The 14,644-nt window shown below is 72.1% G+C and carries 12 protein-coding genes, 1 tRNA gene and 1 pseudogene; 4 read left to right on the plus strand and 10 right to left on the minus strand.

What is annotated here, in order from left to right; all coding sequences use genetic code 11:
- Positions 1-28 precede the first annotated feature (28 nt).
- Complete coding sequence (locus ACFPCY_RS33435; protein WP_378261949.1) at positions 29-214, plus strand: DUF5703 family protein; 186 nt, start codon at positions 29-31, stop codon at positions 212-214.
- Between the two features lie 592 nt (positions 215-806).
- Here ACFPCY_RS33435 and ACFPCY_RS33440 read toward each other — a convergent pair.
- The 3 genes from ACFPCY_RS33440 to ACFPCY_RS33450 form a co-directional block, all read right to left on the minus strand.
- Positions 807-3,518: a chaplin family protein gene (locus tag ACFPCY_RS33440; protein WP_378261951.1), complete on the minus strand. Its 2,712-nt coding sequence runs from the start codon at positions 3,516-3,518 to the stop codon at positions 807-809.
- Positions 3,519-4,026: 508 nt separating this feature from the next.
- Positions 4,027-4,881, minus strand: coding sequence for a hypothetical protein (locus ACFPCY_RS33445; protein ID WP_378261953.1), 855 nt, complete (start codon positions 4,879-4,881; stop codon positions 4,027-4,029).
- 143 nt (positions 4,882-5,024) lie between these two features.
- Positions 5,025-6,347 carry a M20/M25/M40 family metallo-hydrolase gene (locus ACFPCY_RS33450; RefSeq protein ID WP_378261955.1) on the minus strand — a complete coding sequence of 441 codons (1,323 nt, stop codon included), beginning with the start codon at positions 6,345-6,347 and terminating at the stop codon, positions 5,025-5,027.
- 113 nt (positions 6,348-6,460) lie between these two features.
- Between ACFPCY_RS33450 and ACFPCY_RS33455 the strand changes: the two genes are divergently transcribed.
- Together ACFPCY_RS33455 and ACFPCY_RS33460 are read left to right on the plus strand one after the other, a co-directional pair.
- Positions 6,461-6,546 (plus strand) — tRNA-Leu (locus tag ACFPCY_RS33455).
- A gap of 85 nt (positions 6,547-6,631) precedes the next feature.
- Positions 6,632-7,222, plus strand: a complete 591-nt coding sequence (locus tag ACFPCY_RS33460; RefSeq protein ID WP_378261957.1) for a hypothetical protein — start codon at positions 6,632-6,634, stop codon at positions 7,220-7,222.
- A 54-nt stretch (positions 7,223-7,276) separates the two neighbouring features.
- Here the strand turns inward: ACFPCY_RS33460 and ACFPCY_RS33465 are convergent.
- The 7 genes and pseudogenes from ACFPCY_RS33465 to ACFPCY_RS33495 all read right to left on the minus strand — a co-directional run.
- Positions 7,277-8,185 (minus strand): annotated as a pseudogene (locus ACFPCY_RS33465) (recombinase family protein); the annotation flags it as partial.
- Positions 8,186-8,275: 90 nt separating this feature from the next.
- Positions 8,276-9,073 (minus strand): hypothetical protein, encoded by a 798-nt coding sequence (locus ACFPCY_RS33470; RefSeq protein ID WP_378261959.1) that lies wholly within the window; start codon positions 9,071-9,073, stop codon positions 8,276-8,278.
- Positions 9,070-9,690: a recombinase family protein gene (locus tag ACFPCY_RS33475; protein ID WP_378261961.1), complete on the minus strand. Its 621-nt coding sequence runs from the start codon at positions 9,688-9,690 to the stop codon at positions 9,070-9,072. The genes ACFPCY_RS33470 and ACFPCY_RS33475 overlap by 4 nt, the downstream gene beginning before the upstream one ends.
- 28 nt (positions 9,691-9,718) lie before the next feature.
- Positions 9,719-10,264 (minus strand): hypothetical protein, encoded by a 546-nt coding sequence (locus ACFPCY_RS33480; protein WP_378261963.1) that lies wholly within the window; start codon positions 10,262-10,264, stop codon positions 9,719-9,721.
- A gap of 130 nt (positions 10,265-10,394) precedes the next feature.
- Entirely contained in the window at positions 10,395-10,982 is a 588-nt protein-coding gene (locus tag ACFPCY_RS33485; RefSeq protein WP_378261965.1) for a hypothetical protein, read from the minus strand.
- Positions 10,979-11,917, minus strand: coding sequence for a TRM11 family SAM-dependent methyltransferase (locus tag ACFPCY_RS33490; protein WP_378261967.1), 939 nt, complete (start codon positions 11,915-11,917; stop codon positions 10,979-10,981). The genes ACFPCY_RS33485 and ACFPCY_RS33490 overlap by 4 nt, the downstream gene beginning before the upstream one ends.
- Complete coding sequence (locus ACFPCY_RS33495; RefSeq protein ID WP_378261969.1) at positions 11,914-12,810, minus strand: hypothetical protein; 897 nt, start codon at positions 12,808-12,810, stop codon at positions 11,914-11,916. The genes ACFPCY_RS33490 and ACFPCY_RS33495 overlap by 4 nt, the downstream gene beginning before the upstream one ends.
- Positions 12,811-13,508: 698 nt before the next feature.
- On the opposite strand from ACFPCY_RS33495, the gene ACFPCY_RS33500 reads away from it, so the two are divergent.
- Positions 13,509-14,348 (plus strand): sigma-70 RNA polymerase sigma factor region 4 domain-containing protein, encoded by an 840-nt coding sequence (locus ACFPCY_RS33500; RefSeq protein WP_378261971.1) that lies wholly within the window; start codon positions 13,509-13,511, stop codon positions 14,346-14,348.
- Positions 14,349-14,644 lie beyond the last annotated feature (296 nt).

The following is a 14,644-nucleotide window of genomic DNA, read 5'->3' on the forward strand; positions in this document are numbered from 1 at the left end:
GGACACCGGCAGGTCATAATGAGGGGCGATGGTGGAGTACACCTACCTCGTCCTTCGACTGCCGCGCGGCACCACACGTGACACCGCCCGGCAGATCCTCACCGAGCACGCCGAGCACGGTGGCTGGGAACTCGACCGGCTGCGCCTCTACCCCGACGGTAGCCGCCGGATCCAACTGCGCCGCAAGGTCATCCGCCAGGTCCGCACTTTCTAGCGGCACCAGGCGGCCGGCACGACCGTTCCGGCCGGTCGGGCCGGTGCGGGCCGCCGGGAAGGCCGCCGGAAGAGCCGCCGGACAGGCGTCACACCCTTTGGCTCCCTCTGCGCACTCCGTCCGGAGCGTAGCACTAAGTACGAATCCTTTGACGCCCGGTAATCATAATCTCCGTCCGCCCCTCTCTCGTCCCGACACATCCCCCTTCCCCCGACGAGTGTGTCCGTGGAGCGCGACGACAAAACCGCCCGTGTGCGACCTCACCGTCCATACCGGTGCACCGCCGCCGGGCCGGCCGGGCCGTCAGGTGCGCTCGCGGCACGTGCTCGGGCCTTACTTTCCGGGCGAACTTTCCTTGGACAGGGCTTTGCCCGCCCCGGACCGCGCCTCCGGGACGGGCAAAGCGTCTTTGGGACCGGCCTCGGACCGTCGATCGAGGGATGGAACCTCGGTTGCGGCCCGCCCGGTTCCGGGTCACGGGCGGCTGGTCACCGCCCGTTCCGCCGGATCTCGGCGATGGCCTCCCTTCCGCCAGGAGGGATCAGGCGTGGGAGGTCATCGGCGTCATCGGCGTCATCGGCGTCCGGACGGATCAGGCGCGACCGAACAGGCGGACGCGGCGACCCAGCGTGAGCGCGCCGGACAGCGCCGTCAGCAGGGCGGCGGCGCCCATGACCCAGGTCGAGTCCGAGTGCTTGCCGCCGGTCAGGGACTCCTCGGCGGACATCGCCTTCGCGTGGCCGAGGTCCTTCACCGGGGCCTTGTCCGTAACCCCGCCGACCTGCGGGGCGTTGAGGTTTCCGGACACCGGCAGGGTGTCCAGTCCGGGCAGCTTCATCCCGACCAGGTGGGAGACGGTGCCGCCGTCCACGTGGGTGCGCTCGCCGGACGGGGCGGGCAGCGTCGCGGGCATGTTCGGCAGGTGCGCCGGAGCCGCGGGGACGTTGGCCGGAGCGGCGGGCAGGTCGGCCGGAAGGCCGGGCAGGTGCACCGGGGCCGCCGGCAGGTGCGCCGGAACGCCGGGGAGACTCACCGGGACGCCGGGGAGGCTCACCGGAGCGGCGGGCAGGTGGCGGGTCAGCGCGCCGACCTGCGGGACGGCCAGCCCGGACGGCGCGTGCGGCATCCGCGCGGCGGCCAGCGGCAGCTGAGCGGGCAGGCGGCCCGGCTGGAGCGGCAGCTGCGGCAGGTTCGGGACGCCCGGAACCGTGCCGTCCTGCACGCGGCTCTCCGACAGCGGCGTGCCGAGCGCGGCCGGGGACGCGGGCACCTGCGGCACGCCCGGAAGGCTCGAAACGGCCGGAACACCCGAGGCGCCGGGGACGGACGGCAGAGACGACGCGTCCGCCGGCACGGCGTGCAGCCCGTTCGGAACCCGCAGCCCCTTCACGGCACGCAGCCCGTTGGCGACGGGCAGGTTGTTCACCACCGGCAGACCGTTCACGACGGGCAGGCCGTTGGCCAGGTGCAGGCCCTTCAGAACGGGCAGCCCGTTCCCCACCGGCAAGCCGTTCCCGGCAGGCCCACGGTTGGCGACGCGCTCACCGTTCGCCGACGACAGACCGTTCACCACCGGCAGGCCGTTGGTCGCGGGCAAGCCGGTGGCGATGGGCAGGCCGTTCGCGACGGGCAGGCCGTTCACAACGGGCAGGCCGTTCGCGACAGGCAGGCCGTTGGTGACGCGCTCGCCGTTGGCCGCCGGCAGGCCGTTCGCCGCAGGCAGACCGTTGACCGCCGGGAGGCCGTTGGCCGCGGGCAGGCCGTTCGCCGCGGGCAGACCGTTGGCCGCGGGCAGGCCGTTGGTGGCGGGGGCGGACGGGAGCTTGGGCAGGGCGGGGAGGGCCGCGCCGGGGTTCGTCGGGAGCTTGTGCAGGCGCTCCTGGAGGCCGAGCAGCTTCTCGGGCGCCGGGCCGGGCAGCTTGACGTCGTTGTTCTCGCGGGAGTACGGCGTGTAGCCGCCGCCGGTGCCGTCGTTGCACTGCGGCTGCGGGTGGCCCGCGACGGCGGCGTCGTTGCCGCAGACCTCGACCGGGGTCTTGACCGGCGTGTTCGCCTGGTCGCCGCCCTGCGTGTGCGCGCCCGAGCCGTTCGAGCCGAACGCCTTGAGGGTGCCGTGGCACCCGGCGGCCGCCTCGCCCAGGACCGCGACGGCGTTGCCGCAGACGCTCACGGGCGCGACGACCGGCGCGTTCACCTGGTTGCCCGCCAGCACGCCGGACTTGCCGGAGGTGTACTGGTCACCGCCGGAGCTGCTGCGCACGTGCGCGCCGCCCGCGCAGGCCGCGCCGGCCTTGCCGAGCACGGCCACCGCGTTCCCGCAGATGCTCACCGGCGCGCTGACCGGCGTGTTCACCTGGTTCCCGCCGAGCACGCTGGAGTCGCCGTCGGTGGCCTGCCCGCCGGAGCCGTGGCCGCCGGTGCGGACGGACGCGCCGCCGTCGCAGTCCGCGACGGCGTTGCCGACGCTGTTCCCGCAGACGCTGACCGGGGCGCTGATCGGGGCGTCCACCTGGTTTCCGCCGCCGACGCTGGAGTTCCCGGACGTCTTCTGCCCGGCACCGGTGTGCCCGCCGTTCTTGACGACCGCGCCGCCCTTGCAGCCGGCCACCGCGTCGCCGAGCGCGCCCGCGGCGTTGCCGCACACGTTGACCGGCGCGGAGACGGGCGCGTGCGCCTGGTTGCCCGCGAGCACGCCGCTCTCGCCGCTGGTCCGCTGCCCGCCGGACCCGACGTTGTCGACCGACGCGCCGCCCTGGCAGCCCGCCTCCGCGGTCCCGAAGATCGCGATCGCGTTGCCGCAGACGTCCACGGGCGCGCTGATCGGGGCGTTGACCTGGTTGCCCGAGCCGACGCCGTACGCGCCGGACGTGGTCTGGCCGCCGCCCGAGCCGTTCCGGGCGTTCGCGCCGTCCGAGCCGTTCCGGACGGTCGCGCCGCCCTTGCACCCCGCGGTGGCCTCGCCGAGGACCGCCACGGCGTTGCCGCAGGCGTTGACGGGCGCGGAGATCGGCGCGTTCACCTGGTTCCCGGACAGCACGCCGGACCGTCCGGACGTCTTCTGCCCGCCGCCCGAGCCGTTGACGACGGTCGCGCCGCCGCCGGTCTGGCGGCCCTTCGCCGTGCCCGCGACGGCGACGGCGTTGCCGCCGAGGTTGATCGGCGCGGAGACCGGCGCGTTGATCTGGTTGCCGCCGAGCACGCTGGACGTGCCGTCGGTGGTGTCGGCGAGCGCCGCGGTCGGGATGACACTGGCGCCGAGCGCCACAAAGCTCGCGGTGAGAGCGGCGGTACGAGCGGTACCCATGGCCCACGTTCGCATGATGCTCCGTTCGGGGGATCTTCGATGAGATCGATGTCGTGGAAGACGATCTGCTTGCCGGGTGATGCGTGTCGCTTGCTCGTCGTGCGGTGTCGCTTGCTCGTCGTGCGGTGTTGCTTGCTCGTCGTGCGGTTTCGGTGTTCGCGAGACCGTGTCCGCCGCGCGTCCGGCCTGGCCCGGGCCGCCGCCGGAGGACGGACCGCGGGTGGGCGTTCCGTTCACCGGGGACGAATCTCGGGCCTCCCGCCGGGAGGACGGGCCATCGGGACGTGCCGTCCGCGCTTGCCAGAAGGGCAGGGGTGCGGAACGTTCGTCCGGGCCGGATGCGAGGGGGCGGTGTCGCTGGGATCTGCCGAGCGGGACGGTTTCCGGGCAGGCTCACGCCCGTGCCGGGGCCGCGTCGGTCGATCCGGGGGGTGACGTGCCGCGCTCGGCGGTCACGTCCCGGTGCGGTGGCCCGAGCCGCTCGGGCCTGGCACCGGAGTCGGGTGGACTAGTCCGGGGCGATCGACGGTTCGTCCGTCGCGCCGAGGACGGCCGGGGACCTCTCCGCCGAGGCCCGGACGAGCACGGCCTTCGGGCCGCGCGGCGTCCAGACCCGGCGCAGGAACACGCCGCCGAGGCCGCCGAACAGGACGGGTCCGGCCACGGGGGCCAGCGATCCGGCCTGCGCGGGAGCGGGTGCCGGCGCGACGGGCGCGACCGGCGTGTGCGAGCCGTGGCGGACCGTCCGTGAGACGTTCCGCCGGGCGTGTCCGGAGCCCTTGGCGGCCGTGCCGCCGGACGGACGAGTGATCGTCCGCGCGGCGTGCGCGGCGTGCGGGGCCGTCCGGGCGGGACGGTCCGGAGAGGTGGCGACGTCGTTCGAGACCGTCCCCGAGCCCGTTCCCGAAACGGTTCCCGGGCGTGTGTCGCCCGGCGTGCCGCCCCCGGTCACGGGGCCACCGGGGGTGGTCCGTCCGCCGCCGGGGACCGGCTGCCCGGACGGAGTCGACGCGGGGATCTTCAGCGCGGGACGTCCGGGCAGCGGCAGGATCGCCCCGCCGCGCGGCGCCCTGGTCAGCGCCGTGGGGACCGAACTCCGGCCCCCGAGCGCCTCCGACGCGTCCCGGATGAGCCCGTGCGATGCGCCCGCGTCCGCGCTCGCCGGCAGCAGGCCGTGACGGGCCTGCGCGGTGTCCGCGGGGACGGGCGCGGCGGTGTCGGCGAACGCCTGGCCGGCCCCGCCGATCAGCCAGCCGGCGGTGACGAGCCCGGCGAGGACGAGGAGCCTGCGGAACGCCCGGTGCGCGAGCGCGCGGCGCAGCACGGCGGTGGCCGCCGGGATCCGCGCCGAGGTCCGCACCACGAGCTCCTCCTGCCGAGGTCACCCCGTCCGCCACGGGCGGCGGACGGGCGTCAAGAGCGGCCCAAGCCGCTCCCTACGGATGGTGACCGTAGCACCACGGAGCGCGCGGACGGAAGTAAATCCGCGCCCTTTCGCTGGTTTTCTCAGGAGCGATCAAGGAAATCGTCGAGAACCCGCACGCCGAAGCGCAGTCCGTCCACCGGAACGCGCTCGTCGACGCCATGGAACATTCCGGAAAAGTCCAATTCCGGGGGAAGTCGGAGCGGCGCGAAACCGAAGCAGCGCATGCCGAGCCGCGCGAACGCCTTGGCGTCCGTCCCGCCGCTCAGGCAGTACGGCACGGGCAGCGCGCCGGGATCCTCCGAGGTCAGGGCCGCCTCCATGGCGGCGACCAGGGCGCCCTCGTACTCGGTCTCGACCGCGTGGTCATGATGGACGAATTCGCGGCGGACGTCCGGTCCGAGCAATTCGTCCACTGTGGCAAAGAAGTCCGCCTCGTACCCTGGCAGGAAACGCCCGTCCACCTGAGCGGTCGCGCTCTGCGGAATGACATTCGTCTTGTATCCGGCATCCAGCCGGGTCGGATTCAGCGTGTGCCGCAGCGTCGCGCCGATCATCCGCGCCAGCGGCCCGATCTCCTTGAGGCACGCCTCCGGGTCCTCGGGGTCGAACTCCACCCCGTACGCCAGGCACGCCCGCTCCAGGAACGCGCGGACGGTCTTGGTGAGCTGGATCGGGAACTCGTGCCGTCCGAGCCGTCCGACGGCCTCGGCCAGGGCCGTCACCGCGTTGTCCGGATGCACCATCGACCCGTGCCCGGCCGTCCCGGCGGCCGTCAGGTGCATCCAGGCGATGCCCTTCTCCGCCGTCTCGATCAGGTACATCCGCTTGTCGCCGGGCACGGTCAGCGAGAACCCGCCGACCTCCCCCACGGCCTCGGTGCACCCCGCGAACAGCTCGGGATGCTCCTTGACCAGCCACTGGGCCCCCCACGTCCCACCGGCCTCCTCGTCGGCCAGGAACGCCAGCACCACGTCCCGGGGCGGACGCCGCCCCTCCCGCAGCCGCTGCCGGACGACCGCCAGCATCATCGCGTCCATGTCCTTCATGTCCACGGCCCCGCGGCCCCAGACGCACCCGTCCGCGATCTCCCCGCCGAACGGATCGCGCGTCCAGTCCTCGGCCCGCGCGGGGACGACGTCCAGATGCCCGTGCAGGAGCAGTGCGTCCCGCGCCGGATCCTCCCCCTCGATCCGCGCGACCACGCTCGTCCGCTTCGGATGCGACTCGAACACCTGAGGCCGCACCCCGACCTCCTCCAGGAGCCCGACGACATACTCCGCCGCCGCCCGCTCCCCCGGCCCCGAGTGATCACCCGGATTGCTGGTGTCGATGCGGATCAGCTCCTGGCAGATCCGCACGACCTCGTCCTCGGCACCCGCCAGTCCCACGTCACCGACCTCCATCCGTCCTCGCGCCTACCCGTCCCATGGTGCCGCGCCGATCGACTTCGCCGCGACTCCCGACCTTTGGTACAGTGAAGCCCGCCGCCGCAGCCACGAGCTGCGGCCCTGCACCGGTCCGGGTGGCGGAATAGGCAGACGCGCTAGCTTGAGGTGCTAGTGCCCTTTACGGGGCATGGGGGTTCAAGTCCCCCCTCGGACACAATCCTTACGTACATGTGGGGGTCCGGTACCAACCGGGCCTCCACTAGCTTTTTCGGCTGAAAGTAGGTCATCTTCAAGCCGAGGTGCCGATAGAGATCCGCCTTGTCGGCGGGGTCGGCGTTGATGACGGTCTGGGCGAGGTCGCCGATCTGGTTGAGCATGGCAGCGATCTGATCGCGGGTCAGCGGACGCGTGCGCGGGATGCTGCGGAGATCGCCCTCGTAACGGGCGCGCTCTTGCTGGGACTTGTTGATCCACTCGGCCACCACAGCAGGGTCCGCTCCCGCCTTGAGGGCGGCCTGGAATCGGCTGAGATCCTGGACACACTTGTTGATCTTTTTGCGGACCGCCGCGATGGCCACCTGTTCGTCGTCGGGTTCTTGTGCCGCCAGCGCCTCGATCGTCGCCTCGATGCGGGTGGGTGCGAAGACGGTCGCCAGCCAGGCGTCGATCGGAGGCAGGACTTCGGCTTCACGCAGGTACACCGTCTTGGGGTGCTGCATGTTGTTGACCTTCGCGTACTGCGGCGGCGGCTTGCACCGGTAGTACGGCTGGGCGTTGTTCCAGGTCCCTTCCATCTTCAGCCCGCAGTAGCCACAGTCGAGGCATCCTCGGAATACGTAGTGCCGAGGCGTCTGGCGCGGCTTGCGGGGCTGGTGCCCTCGTCCGCGTGAGGCCAGGAGTTGTTGTGCGCGCTCGAAGTCCTCTCGGCTGACGAGGGGTTCGTGGGCGGCCTCGTTGGACCAGATCCACTGGGTCCTGTCGTTCCAGCGCTGTTTGGTGATGGTGCCCAGCGCAACATCGTCGACGTCCAGCAGCGTTTCGTACTTGGGCTGCTTGTTCCAGACCTGGTAGCCGGTGTAACGCGGGTTGATGATGATCGTCCGTATCGAGGCTTTCGACCAGGCGATCTGGGTTCGGTGGCGGTTCCGTTCCGGGTCGCTGGCCGAAGGGGTGGGAACGCCCTGCCGGGTGAGCTCCTCGGCGATGGCGAGCAGACCCTTCCCGCTGAGGAACTGAGCGAAGATCCAGCGAACGGTCCGAGCGTGGTCGGGGTGCGGCGTGAACCTGTACAGGCGCTTGCCAAGAGCGGCTTTGGCGGGGTTGGGATGCGGGCCGACGTCTTGAAGTTCGTAACCGTAGGGCGGTCGTCCTCCCAGGTAGCGGCCCTCGGTGGCGGTCATCGCCGCCATGCCCGCGCGAACCCGTACCTGGATGCGTTTGCGCTCTCCCTTCGACAGTCCGCCGAACACGCCCATGATCATGTCGTGGGCTTCGTTGGCGGGGTCGATCGGGCCGCCGACCTCGGGAACCCAGAGCGGCACGCCGAAGTGCTCGAACAGCGGGAAGGTCAGGCCGTACTGGTTCCCGTAGAAGGCGCGGTGCGGCTCACCGATCACCACCGCATCGAACTCACGGGCGGGGTTCTTAAGTTCTGCGATCAGGGCTGCCGCGTAGGGACGCCGCGCCCAGGGAATCGAGCGGGACTTATCGACATCGAAGAAGTCCATGACGATCTCGCCGCCATGCGGCTTGATCAGTGATGTCGCCAGACGGATCTGCCAGGCGCGCGAAGCCTTGGGGTCTTGGTGGTCTTCGGTCGAGACGCGACCGTAGAACGCGAATCTTTGGGTCACCTGTTGTCCCCTGTCTTTGGGTGTGTCAAGGAGCAGCGCTGGCCGTGCCGGATCCAGAGCGTTCCGGCACGGCCGTACGCGCCTTACGGGCTACTTCCAGACCGAAGTGACGTCCCAGACCTCACTGGCGCGGTCGGGGCGTTCGCGCATGTAGATCGCGTCGGTGAGGCGGAACTGGCCGTGTCCGGGCAGGTCCCAGGTGCGGGTGCCGTGGGTGAGCCAGACCTGAACGCGGCCGGTGTCGACCTTCAGTTCGTCACCGTGGTCATCCTCGGCCAGCGTCGCCACGCTTTCCAGGGTGGCCCGGTCGACGGTGAGCAGGCTGACCGCGCATCCGGACGGGAGCGTGACAAGGTAGTCCTTGCCGAGATCGATGCCCAGGGCGGTGGCGGCCAGGAGCCGTTCGGCGATCCACCGCTGCGGGCATGCGCCGATCTGGCAGTGGCGTTCCAGGTAATCGTCCCAGTAGTGGACCTCCCACACCGGAGGGGTTTTGGTCTGGTCGCGGGTCAGATATCCGGCGTAGGTGGCGTCGATGTGCAGGCGCTGCACCGCCTCGTCGCGCTGCCAGTCCAGGCGCGGGATCTCCAGGACGGTGACCGCGTCGCCCTCCCAGAACAGCGCCGGGTTGGGAAAGATCCCCCGTTCGCCGTCGCCGCAGTTGAAGCGGATGGTCGCGCGCCAGGTGCCGTCCGGGTCTATCTGCTCGGGCAGGTGGTCGATGCCGCCGACCTGGTAGGCGTTGCCGTGCTCGTCGCCGAAGACGATCAGGTCGCCGAGGTTCACCTGGCCGGTGGGGCGGGTGGTCTCGCGGGCACCCAGGGGGCGGTCGTCGCCCCACACGGCGGGCGGAGTCAGGTAGTGGCTCCGGTTGATCGCGCGGTTCACGCCCGCCCTCCCTCGTCCGTGTTGGGCGTGGTGGAGTCGCGGTGGTGCGCCCACGGGACGCGAGGCCCGCGGTGTTCCTTGCTGCCGCTCGAGGAGTCCGGCCTGTGGGTGGTGTCGGGGATCGGGATGCCGATGAGGATGCGCATCAGCAGGACGTCGACCTCGTCGCCGGGGTTGAGGGGGCCGTTGATGTCGGGGATCCACAGCCGCGTGCCGTAGTGGTCCAGGAACGTCACCACGTCCCACAGGAAGGTGGCGCCGAAGGTGTGGGCGTCCAGATCGCCCACGACCACCGCGTCGAACTCGTCCCGGCGCAGCGCCTCGATCAGCGCCCGCGCCCGGGGCCCCTTGCCCCACGGCAGCGCGGACAGCGGCGGGGTCGCGCCCACCCGGGCGGCAGGGCCGTAGTCGAAGTACTCGGCGACGATCTCCCCACCGACCGAACCGACCACGCCGCGCGCGGTGGCCAGCTGCTCGCTCTTGCGGGCTGGGGCGAAGGTAGGGCTGCCGTAAGCCCGGCCGTAGAACGCGAACCGCAGCGGAGCGTCGGAGGTCTGGCTTGTGGTGGTCTGCTGTGCGGGCAGGACGGCGGGCTTGTGATTGGTCTGCTCGGTCATGGCTTCGGCTCCTCGGGCAGTGCGGTGGTCAAAAGCAGATGCGCAGGTACAGGGCGTGGACCGGGTTGGTCAGGTCGATGGGCCCCAGGCGCGGGGCCCACAACCCGAGGCCGTGACCGCGCAGCGCCACGGTCAGCTCGGCCACCTCGCCGGGGCGGAAGGCGGCGGTCGTCAGGTCGATCGCGACCGCGTCGATCAGGCCGGTCGGGGCCAGGTTCTGCAGCAGGTAGGTGAGCCCCGGGCGGTGCTGGAGGATGTCGGTCGCGGCGCGGATGTCGGTGACCTCGGCGACCAGGTGCGCCCGGTGCCGGTGCACCAGGTCGGCCACGGTGGTCTTCTGCCGCTCCAGGTGCCGCTGTGGGGTGTCGGTTCTGGTGCCGCTGAAGTCGACCGGGTGCTGGTTGGCCACGCCGTAGAAGGCGATCTTCAGCGGTCCCGGACCGGCGGGTCCGGTCAGGTCCGGCCGGGTCGGCTCGGCCGCGTCGATCAGATCGTCTTTGCGGTGCCGGACCTGCTGTCCGGAGGGCGGGACGGGGGAACGGGGCTGCTGGGGGTCGGGTCGGCAGGCGTGCATCGGCTGCTCCTTGATGTTGAGGTTGGGTTGGCTGCCTGGCGCAGGATTCGCAGCAGCGCGCGGGCCGCGCCGGGAGTGAGCCGAGGCGGCTCCTCCGGCGCGACCACGCGCAACTGGCTGCGTGGTTCGGTCACCGCCCGCCCGCACCTGCTCCGGCGGCGGGGCCGAAGTCAGGGGCGGAGCGGGTGTGCGGGGCCGCACGGCCGGGATCGCCGTCCGCGCGTGTGGGCGCGGGCCCGTACGCGCGGTGGGGACGGTGCGGGCCGGACGGGGTGGGCGCGGTGCCGCGCCGCCGTCCGGTGTCGTCCCGTCCGTCCGGCCGTTCGGCCGTGTGGTGACCATGGGTGGATGCACGCTCGGCTCGGCGGTCAAGGGCAAGCCCGGCGTGCCCGGCCGTCGAGTCCGGCTGCGGGGCCGGCGTCTTGGTCGGTTTGCTGCCGGTGCCGGGCGGCGGCGGGAGGGTGACCGGTGGGGCGGTGTACTGCGGCCGCGAGTGACTGGTCAGGTGCCAGGCGTCTGCGCACCGATAGGCGCGCAACCGCCTTCCGGGCATGCCGATCCGCGCGGCCCGGCGGGCCTGACGCCGGGTGGCGTAGCGGGCCCGCCCGCACCGGCCGCACAACCCGAGCTGCAAGTCGGCCAGCAGTTCAACGGTCCGGTCTCGGCCGGTCTGCACCGGCATTCGGCGGCGCAGGGGGACGGTGTGAGGCTGGTTCACCGGTGGCCCCCGTCGCGGCCCGGGACTGGTGCGGGGGCCGGGGGGCTGTCCAGATCGGTGACGGGCTGGAAGATCAGCAGGTCTTCGTGCGCGGTCGCGCACGCCGGGAGGCCACGCCCGCGGGCGCGGCGGGTCTCCAGGAGCTGGAAGAACGAGGCTCGGGTGACCAGGCCACCGCCGCGCACGGCGGTCAGCAGCGCCGCCCGCCGGTCGACCAGGGTCAGCCCGTACTCCTCGGCGACCGCGATCACCCGCCCGGGCAGGTCGACCAGAGTTCCCTGGATGCGGATCGGGCGAACGGTGACCGCGACGATCCCGCCCGGCCGGAGGAGCGCGGCCGATGCGCCGAGGATGTAGCCGAATCCGCCCAGCAGCCCGTCCAGGGGCTGGTCGGCCAGGTTGGCGCTGCGCCGTTCCCCCGGCCGGGTGTAGCGGAAGTTGCTCTTCTCGACTTTCCCGCCCAGAGTCGGGCTGTCGGGGCGCACGTGTCCGTGCGTGTGCTTGCCGTACGGCGGGGAGGTCAGCACCAGGGCGACCTGGCCGCGCCGCTCGGGGAACAGCGCACCGATCGCGCGGCCGTCGCCGTTGCACACCTTGGCGGTGCCGGTGGCGCCCTGCGACTGGGCCAGCAGCAGGTTCCCGATCGCCAGATGGGTGAAGGTGCCTTCGATCTCGACGCCGATCGCGTCCCGCCCCAGGTGGATGGCCTCGACCAGGGTGGTACCGATCCCGAACATCGGGTCGGCCACCAACTCGCCGGGCCGGGTGTAGGCGCAGATGACGTGCCGGGCGATCGCGGGCAGCATTTTGCCGGGGTGCCGCATCGAGGCCGGGGTGTAGCGGCCTCGGCGCTGATCGCGGGACATCTGCTGCCCGGTGGCCAGCACCGACGCAACCACCTGCCGGTCCGGCTGCCGGTCGGTCGGCTGGTTCATCGGCCGCCTCCGCCCTGGCCGGAGTCGTCTTGGCCGCCGGGCCCGTCGTCGGGATGACGGGGCTTGACGAACAGGCACACGTCGGCGTGCACGCTCACACGCGGCGGTGGCGCTTCCGAGCCGATGTCGTGCAGCTGGGCGACCTCGCCGGGGTGGACCTGGACCGCCAAGGCGTCGCCCTCGATCGGCACCCGCAGCGCGATGACGTGCTGCACATACACAAACCCCTGCCGGGACGCGCGGGCGATGACCTGCGGAGCCGGGTCGTGCAGCCGCCCGTCGCACTGCGGGCGCGCGGTGGTGACGGTGGCCAACACGCCGCCGGGCTTGAGGATCTCCCACGCCCCGGCCAGGAACCCGGTGAGCTGCTGGCGACCCAGCATCCACAGATCGGCCCGGCACGCCGGGCAGCCGTGCTGCCCCACCATCTTGGGGCCCCGGCCGCCGACCTCGTAGGCGGGCGGCGCCGCCACCACCAGCGAGACGTTGCGGGCCTGGTCGGCCAGGCCCAGGTGCATCTGGTCGGGGCGGACCGACCGCATCGCCACCCGCGTCAGCTCCTCGATCCGGTGCCGGGCGCGCAGCCGGGCCCCCAGGTGCTGGGCCAGCGGGAAGTGCGGCACCAACGCCACCGCGTTCCGGTCCAACTCGACCGCCGCGCGCAGCACGGCGTCGCTGGCGGTGAACGCCTCCACCACCCGCTCCCCCGGCGTGGTGCACGTCGAGATCAGATGACGGGCGAGCTGATGCCCGACCGCCTGCCGGTGCTCGGCGCACAACTCGGTGATCTCCGAAGGGGCCGAACCGGCGGCCCCGCCGGTCTCGCCGTCGGTGGCGGGGGAGGCGCTGGTGGTGCGGGGGTGGTCGGGGTCGGAACAGAGCCAGACGGTCATCGGCACCAGACAGCGCGCCTGAGTCCCGGCTGGCCCTCCTCGGCCCCGGTCGTGCGGGTTGGGCGGTGTGCTGTTCATCGTGGGTGACCCGAGACGGCCACCCGATCCCCATGCACCCTGTAGAAGGGGTCGGCGCCCCGCTGATTCGCCACGCGGGAAGGTAAAACTGCGCGGCCCCTCACGCCCAAAGCACTGACCGCACCGACATCACCGCAGGTCAGCGCCGAAATAAGCGGTTGATGAGGGGCCGAAGGACCCGGCAGGGACTTTTTCGCCTTCCCGCTCGGCGCACGGGAGATCTACCCGACCCCCGTCGTCCTCCTGAGGAACCGTCGCAGTCCGCACGCGGGCCGGGGAGCTGCGGCCGCCCGATTCTGCGTGCTGATTGCCCTACGCCTCGCCGCTTGACCAATCCTTGACCCGCCTCATTTTCACCGGGCATTAAAAGGGGCGGTGACCAGCGAAAATGCCGCCCCGCACTGGCTTTGCCTTTGCTTGACCTCTCTCCGTCTGGCGCGGCGCGTCCCCGCAGGTCGGCAGGACTTTGAGCGGAATCGTGCCCTTGGTGCCGCTCACCTTCGCCTCAGATCCGCCCGAGATCTGCCAGAGGTCCGCCCCTAGATCCGCCCGAGATCCGCCCATGGCGTGCTGCACACCTGTTGGCGTCGCATTCGACTCCGCCAACTGGGAGGCACCCCTTGCCCACGTCGATCCCGAGCACTCTCACGACCACCTTCTGTTTCACCGGTGACGCCCTGGTCGCCGTCGCGTCCGCCTACACCGCCCTGGTCACCGGCCCTGCCCCGCTGACGGTGGACGGCGCGGCGCTGGGGGGCGGTCTGCCCGCCCGCTCGATCGAGCTGCCGGAGCTGGCGGGCTGGCTGTACGACAACGCCCCCGGCCCCACCGCCAGCCGGGCCGTCCGCGATGTGATCTGGCGGGAGCTGGTGGGGCGGGCGCGGACCGGCGAGGCGGCCTGGGTGATCGCCTGCTACGGGGTCGCGCTTCCCGGGCTCAAGCGCACCGCCGCCCAGGCCGTGCGGACCCTGGATCCGGTCACCGCCGACGACGTCGTCTCGGAGATGGTGACCCGGTTCCTGGAGGCGCTGCACCAGATCGACCTGCAGCACCGCAACGTCGGGTCCCGGCTGATCTGGCGGGCGCGCGAGGCCGCCCTGTACTCCCGGATGCGGCACCTCCGCGACGCCCCTACCGACCCGCACACCCTCACCGACACCCACCAGTCGCGCACCGGCTCCGGTGGCAGCAGTGCCGAGGAGCTGGACCACGACGCCGCCCCCCTCACCGCGCTGGCCGACGCGGTCACCCTGGGCATCTTGTCCCGACACGAGGCCGACCTGATCACCGTCACCCGGCTGGGCACCACCCCGCTGAGCGAGCTGGCGCGCCGGTCGGGCGTGCCGTCCAAGCGCCTGTACAGCCGCCGGGAACGCGCCGAGGCGCGCCTGCACACCGCGATCACCGATGGTGTCGTTCCGGTAACGACTGGTGCTCGCGTGGCGAATCAGGGGTCCTGAGGCCCCTTCTACCTGCCGAGAGCGCCGCTGCGCGGGCCGGACACGGCCAGCACGGGGCGGACGGTCACCCGGTCCCCAACCGCATCCCACCGTCCCGCCGGTCCTTTGAAGGAGGACACCCGCAGCCCCGGCCCCGGCCCGCGCCGCGCTCTCCCGCACCACCGGACTCACTCCAACCGCCATCCCGCCACGGGAGACACCGCATGTCCAACCACCACACGAACCACCCCGCCCCTGATGCCGCCCCTGAGGCTGCCCCCATCGCTCGCAGCGCCGCCGCTGGTCCCGGCTCCGGC

The sequence above is a fragment of the Actinomadura gamaensis genome (genome assembly GCF_042652125.1).
Classification (GTDB): domain Bacteria; phylum Actinomycetota; class Actinomycetes; order Streptosporangiales; family Streptosporangiaceae; genus Spirillospora; species Spirillospora gamaensis.

Bases quoted from the DNA above. Each gene is read 5' to 3' on its own strand.
- ACFPCY_RS33435 (WP_378261949.1), top strand. From the start codon at position 29: ATGGTGGAGTACACCTACCTCGTCCTTCGACTGCCGCGCGGCACCACA.
- ACFPCY_RS33440 (WP_378261951.1), bottom strand. From the start codon at position 3,518: ATGGGTACCGCTCGTACCGCCGCTCTCACCGCGAGCTTTGTGGCGCTC.
- ACFPCY_RS33450 (WP_378261955.1), bottom strand. From the start codon at position 6,347: ATGGAGGTCGGTGACGTGGGACTGGCGGGTGCCGAGGACGAGGTCGTG.
- ACFPCY_RS33475 (WP_378261961.1), bottom strand. From the start codon at position 9,690: ATGACCGAGCAGACCAATCACAAGCCCGCCGTCCTGCCCGCACAGCAG.
- ACFPCY_RS33480 (WP_378261963.1), bottom strand. From the start codon at position 10,264: ATGCACGCCTGCCGACCCGACCCCCAGCAGCCCCGTTCCCCCGTCCCG.
- ACFPCY_RS33490 (WP_378261967.1), bottom strand. From the start codon at position 11,917: ATGAACCAGCCGACCGACCGGCAGCCGGACCGGCAGGTGGTTGCGTCG.
- ACFPCY_RS33495 (WP_378261969.1), bottom strand. From the start codon at position 12,810: ATGACCGTCTGGCTCTGTTCCGACCCCGACCACCCCCGCACCACCAGC.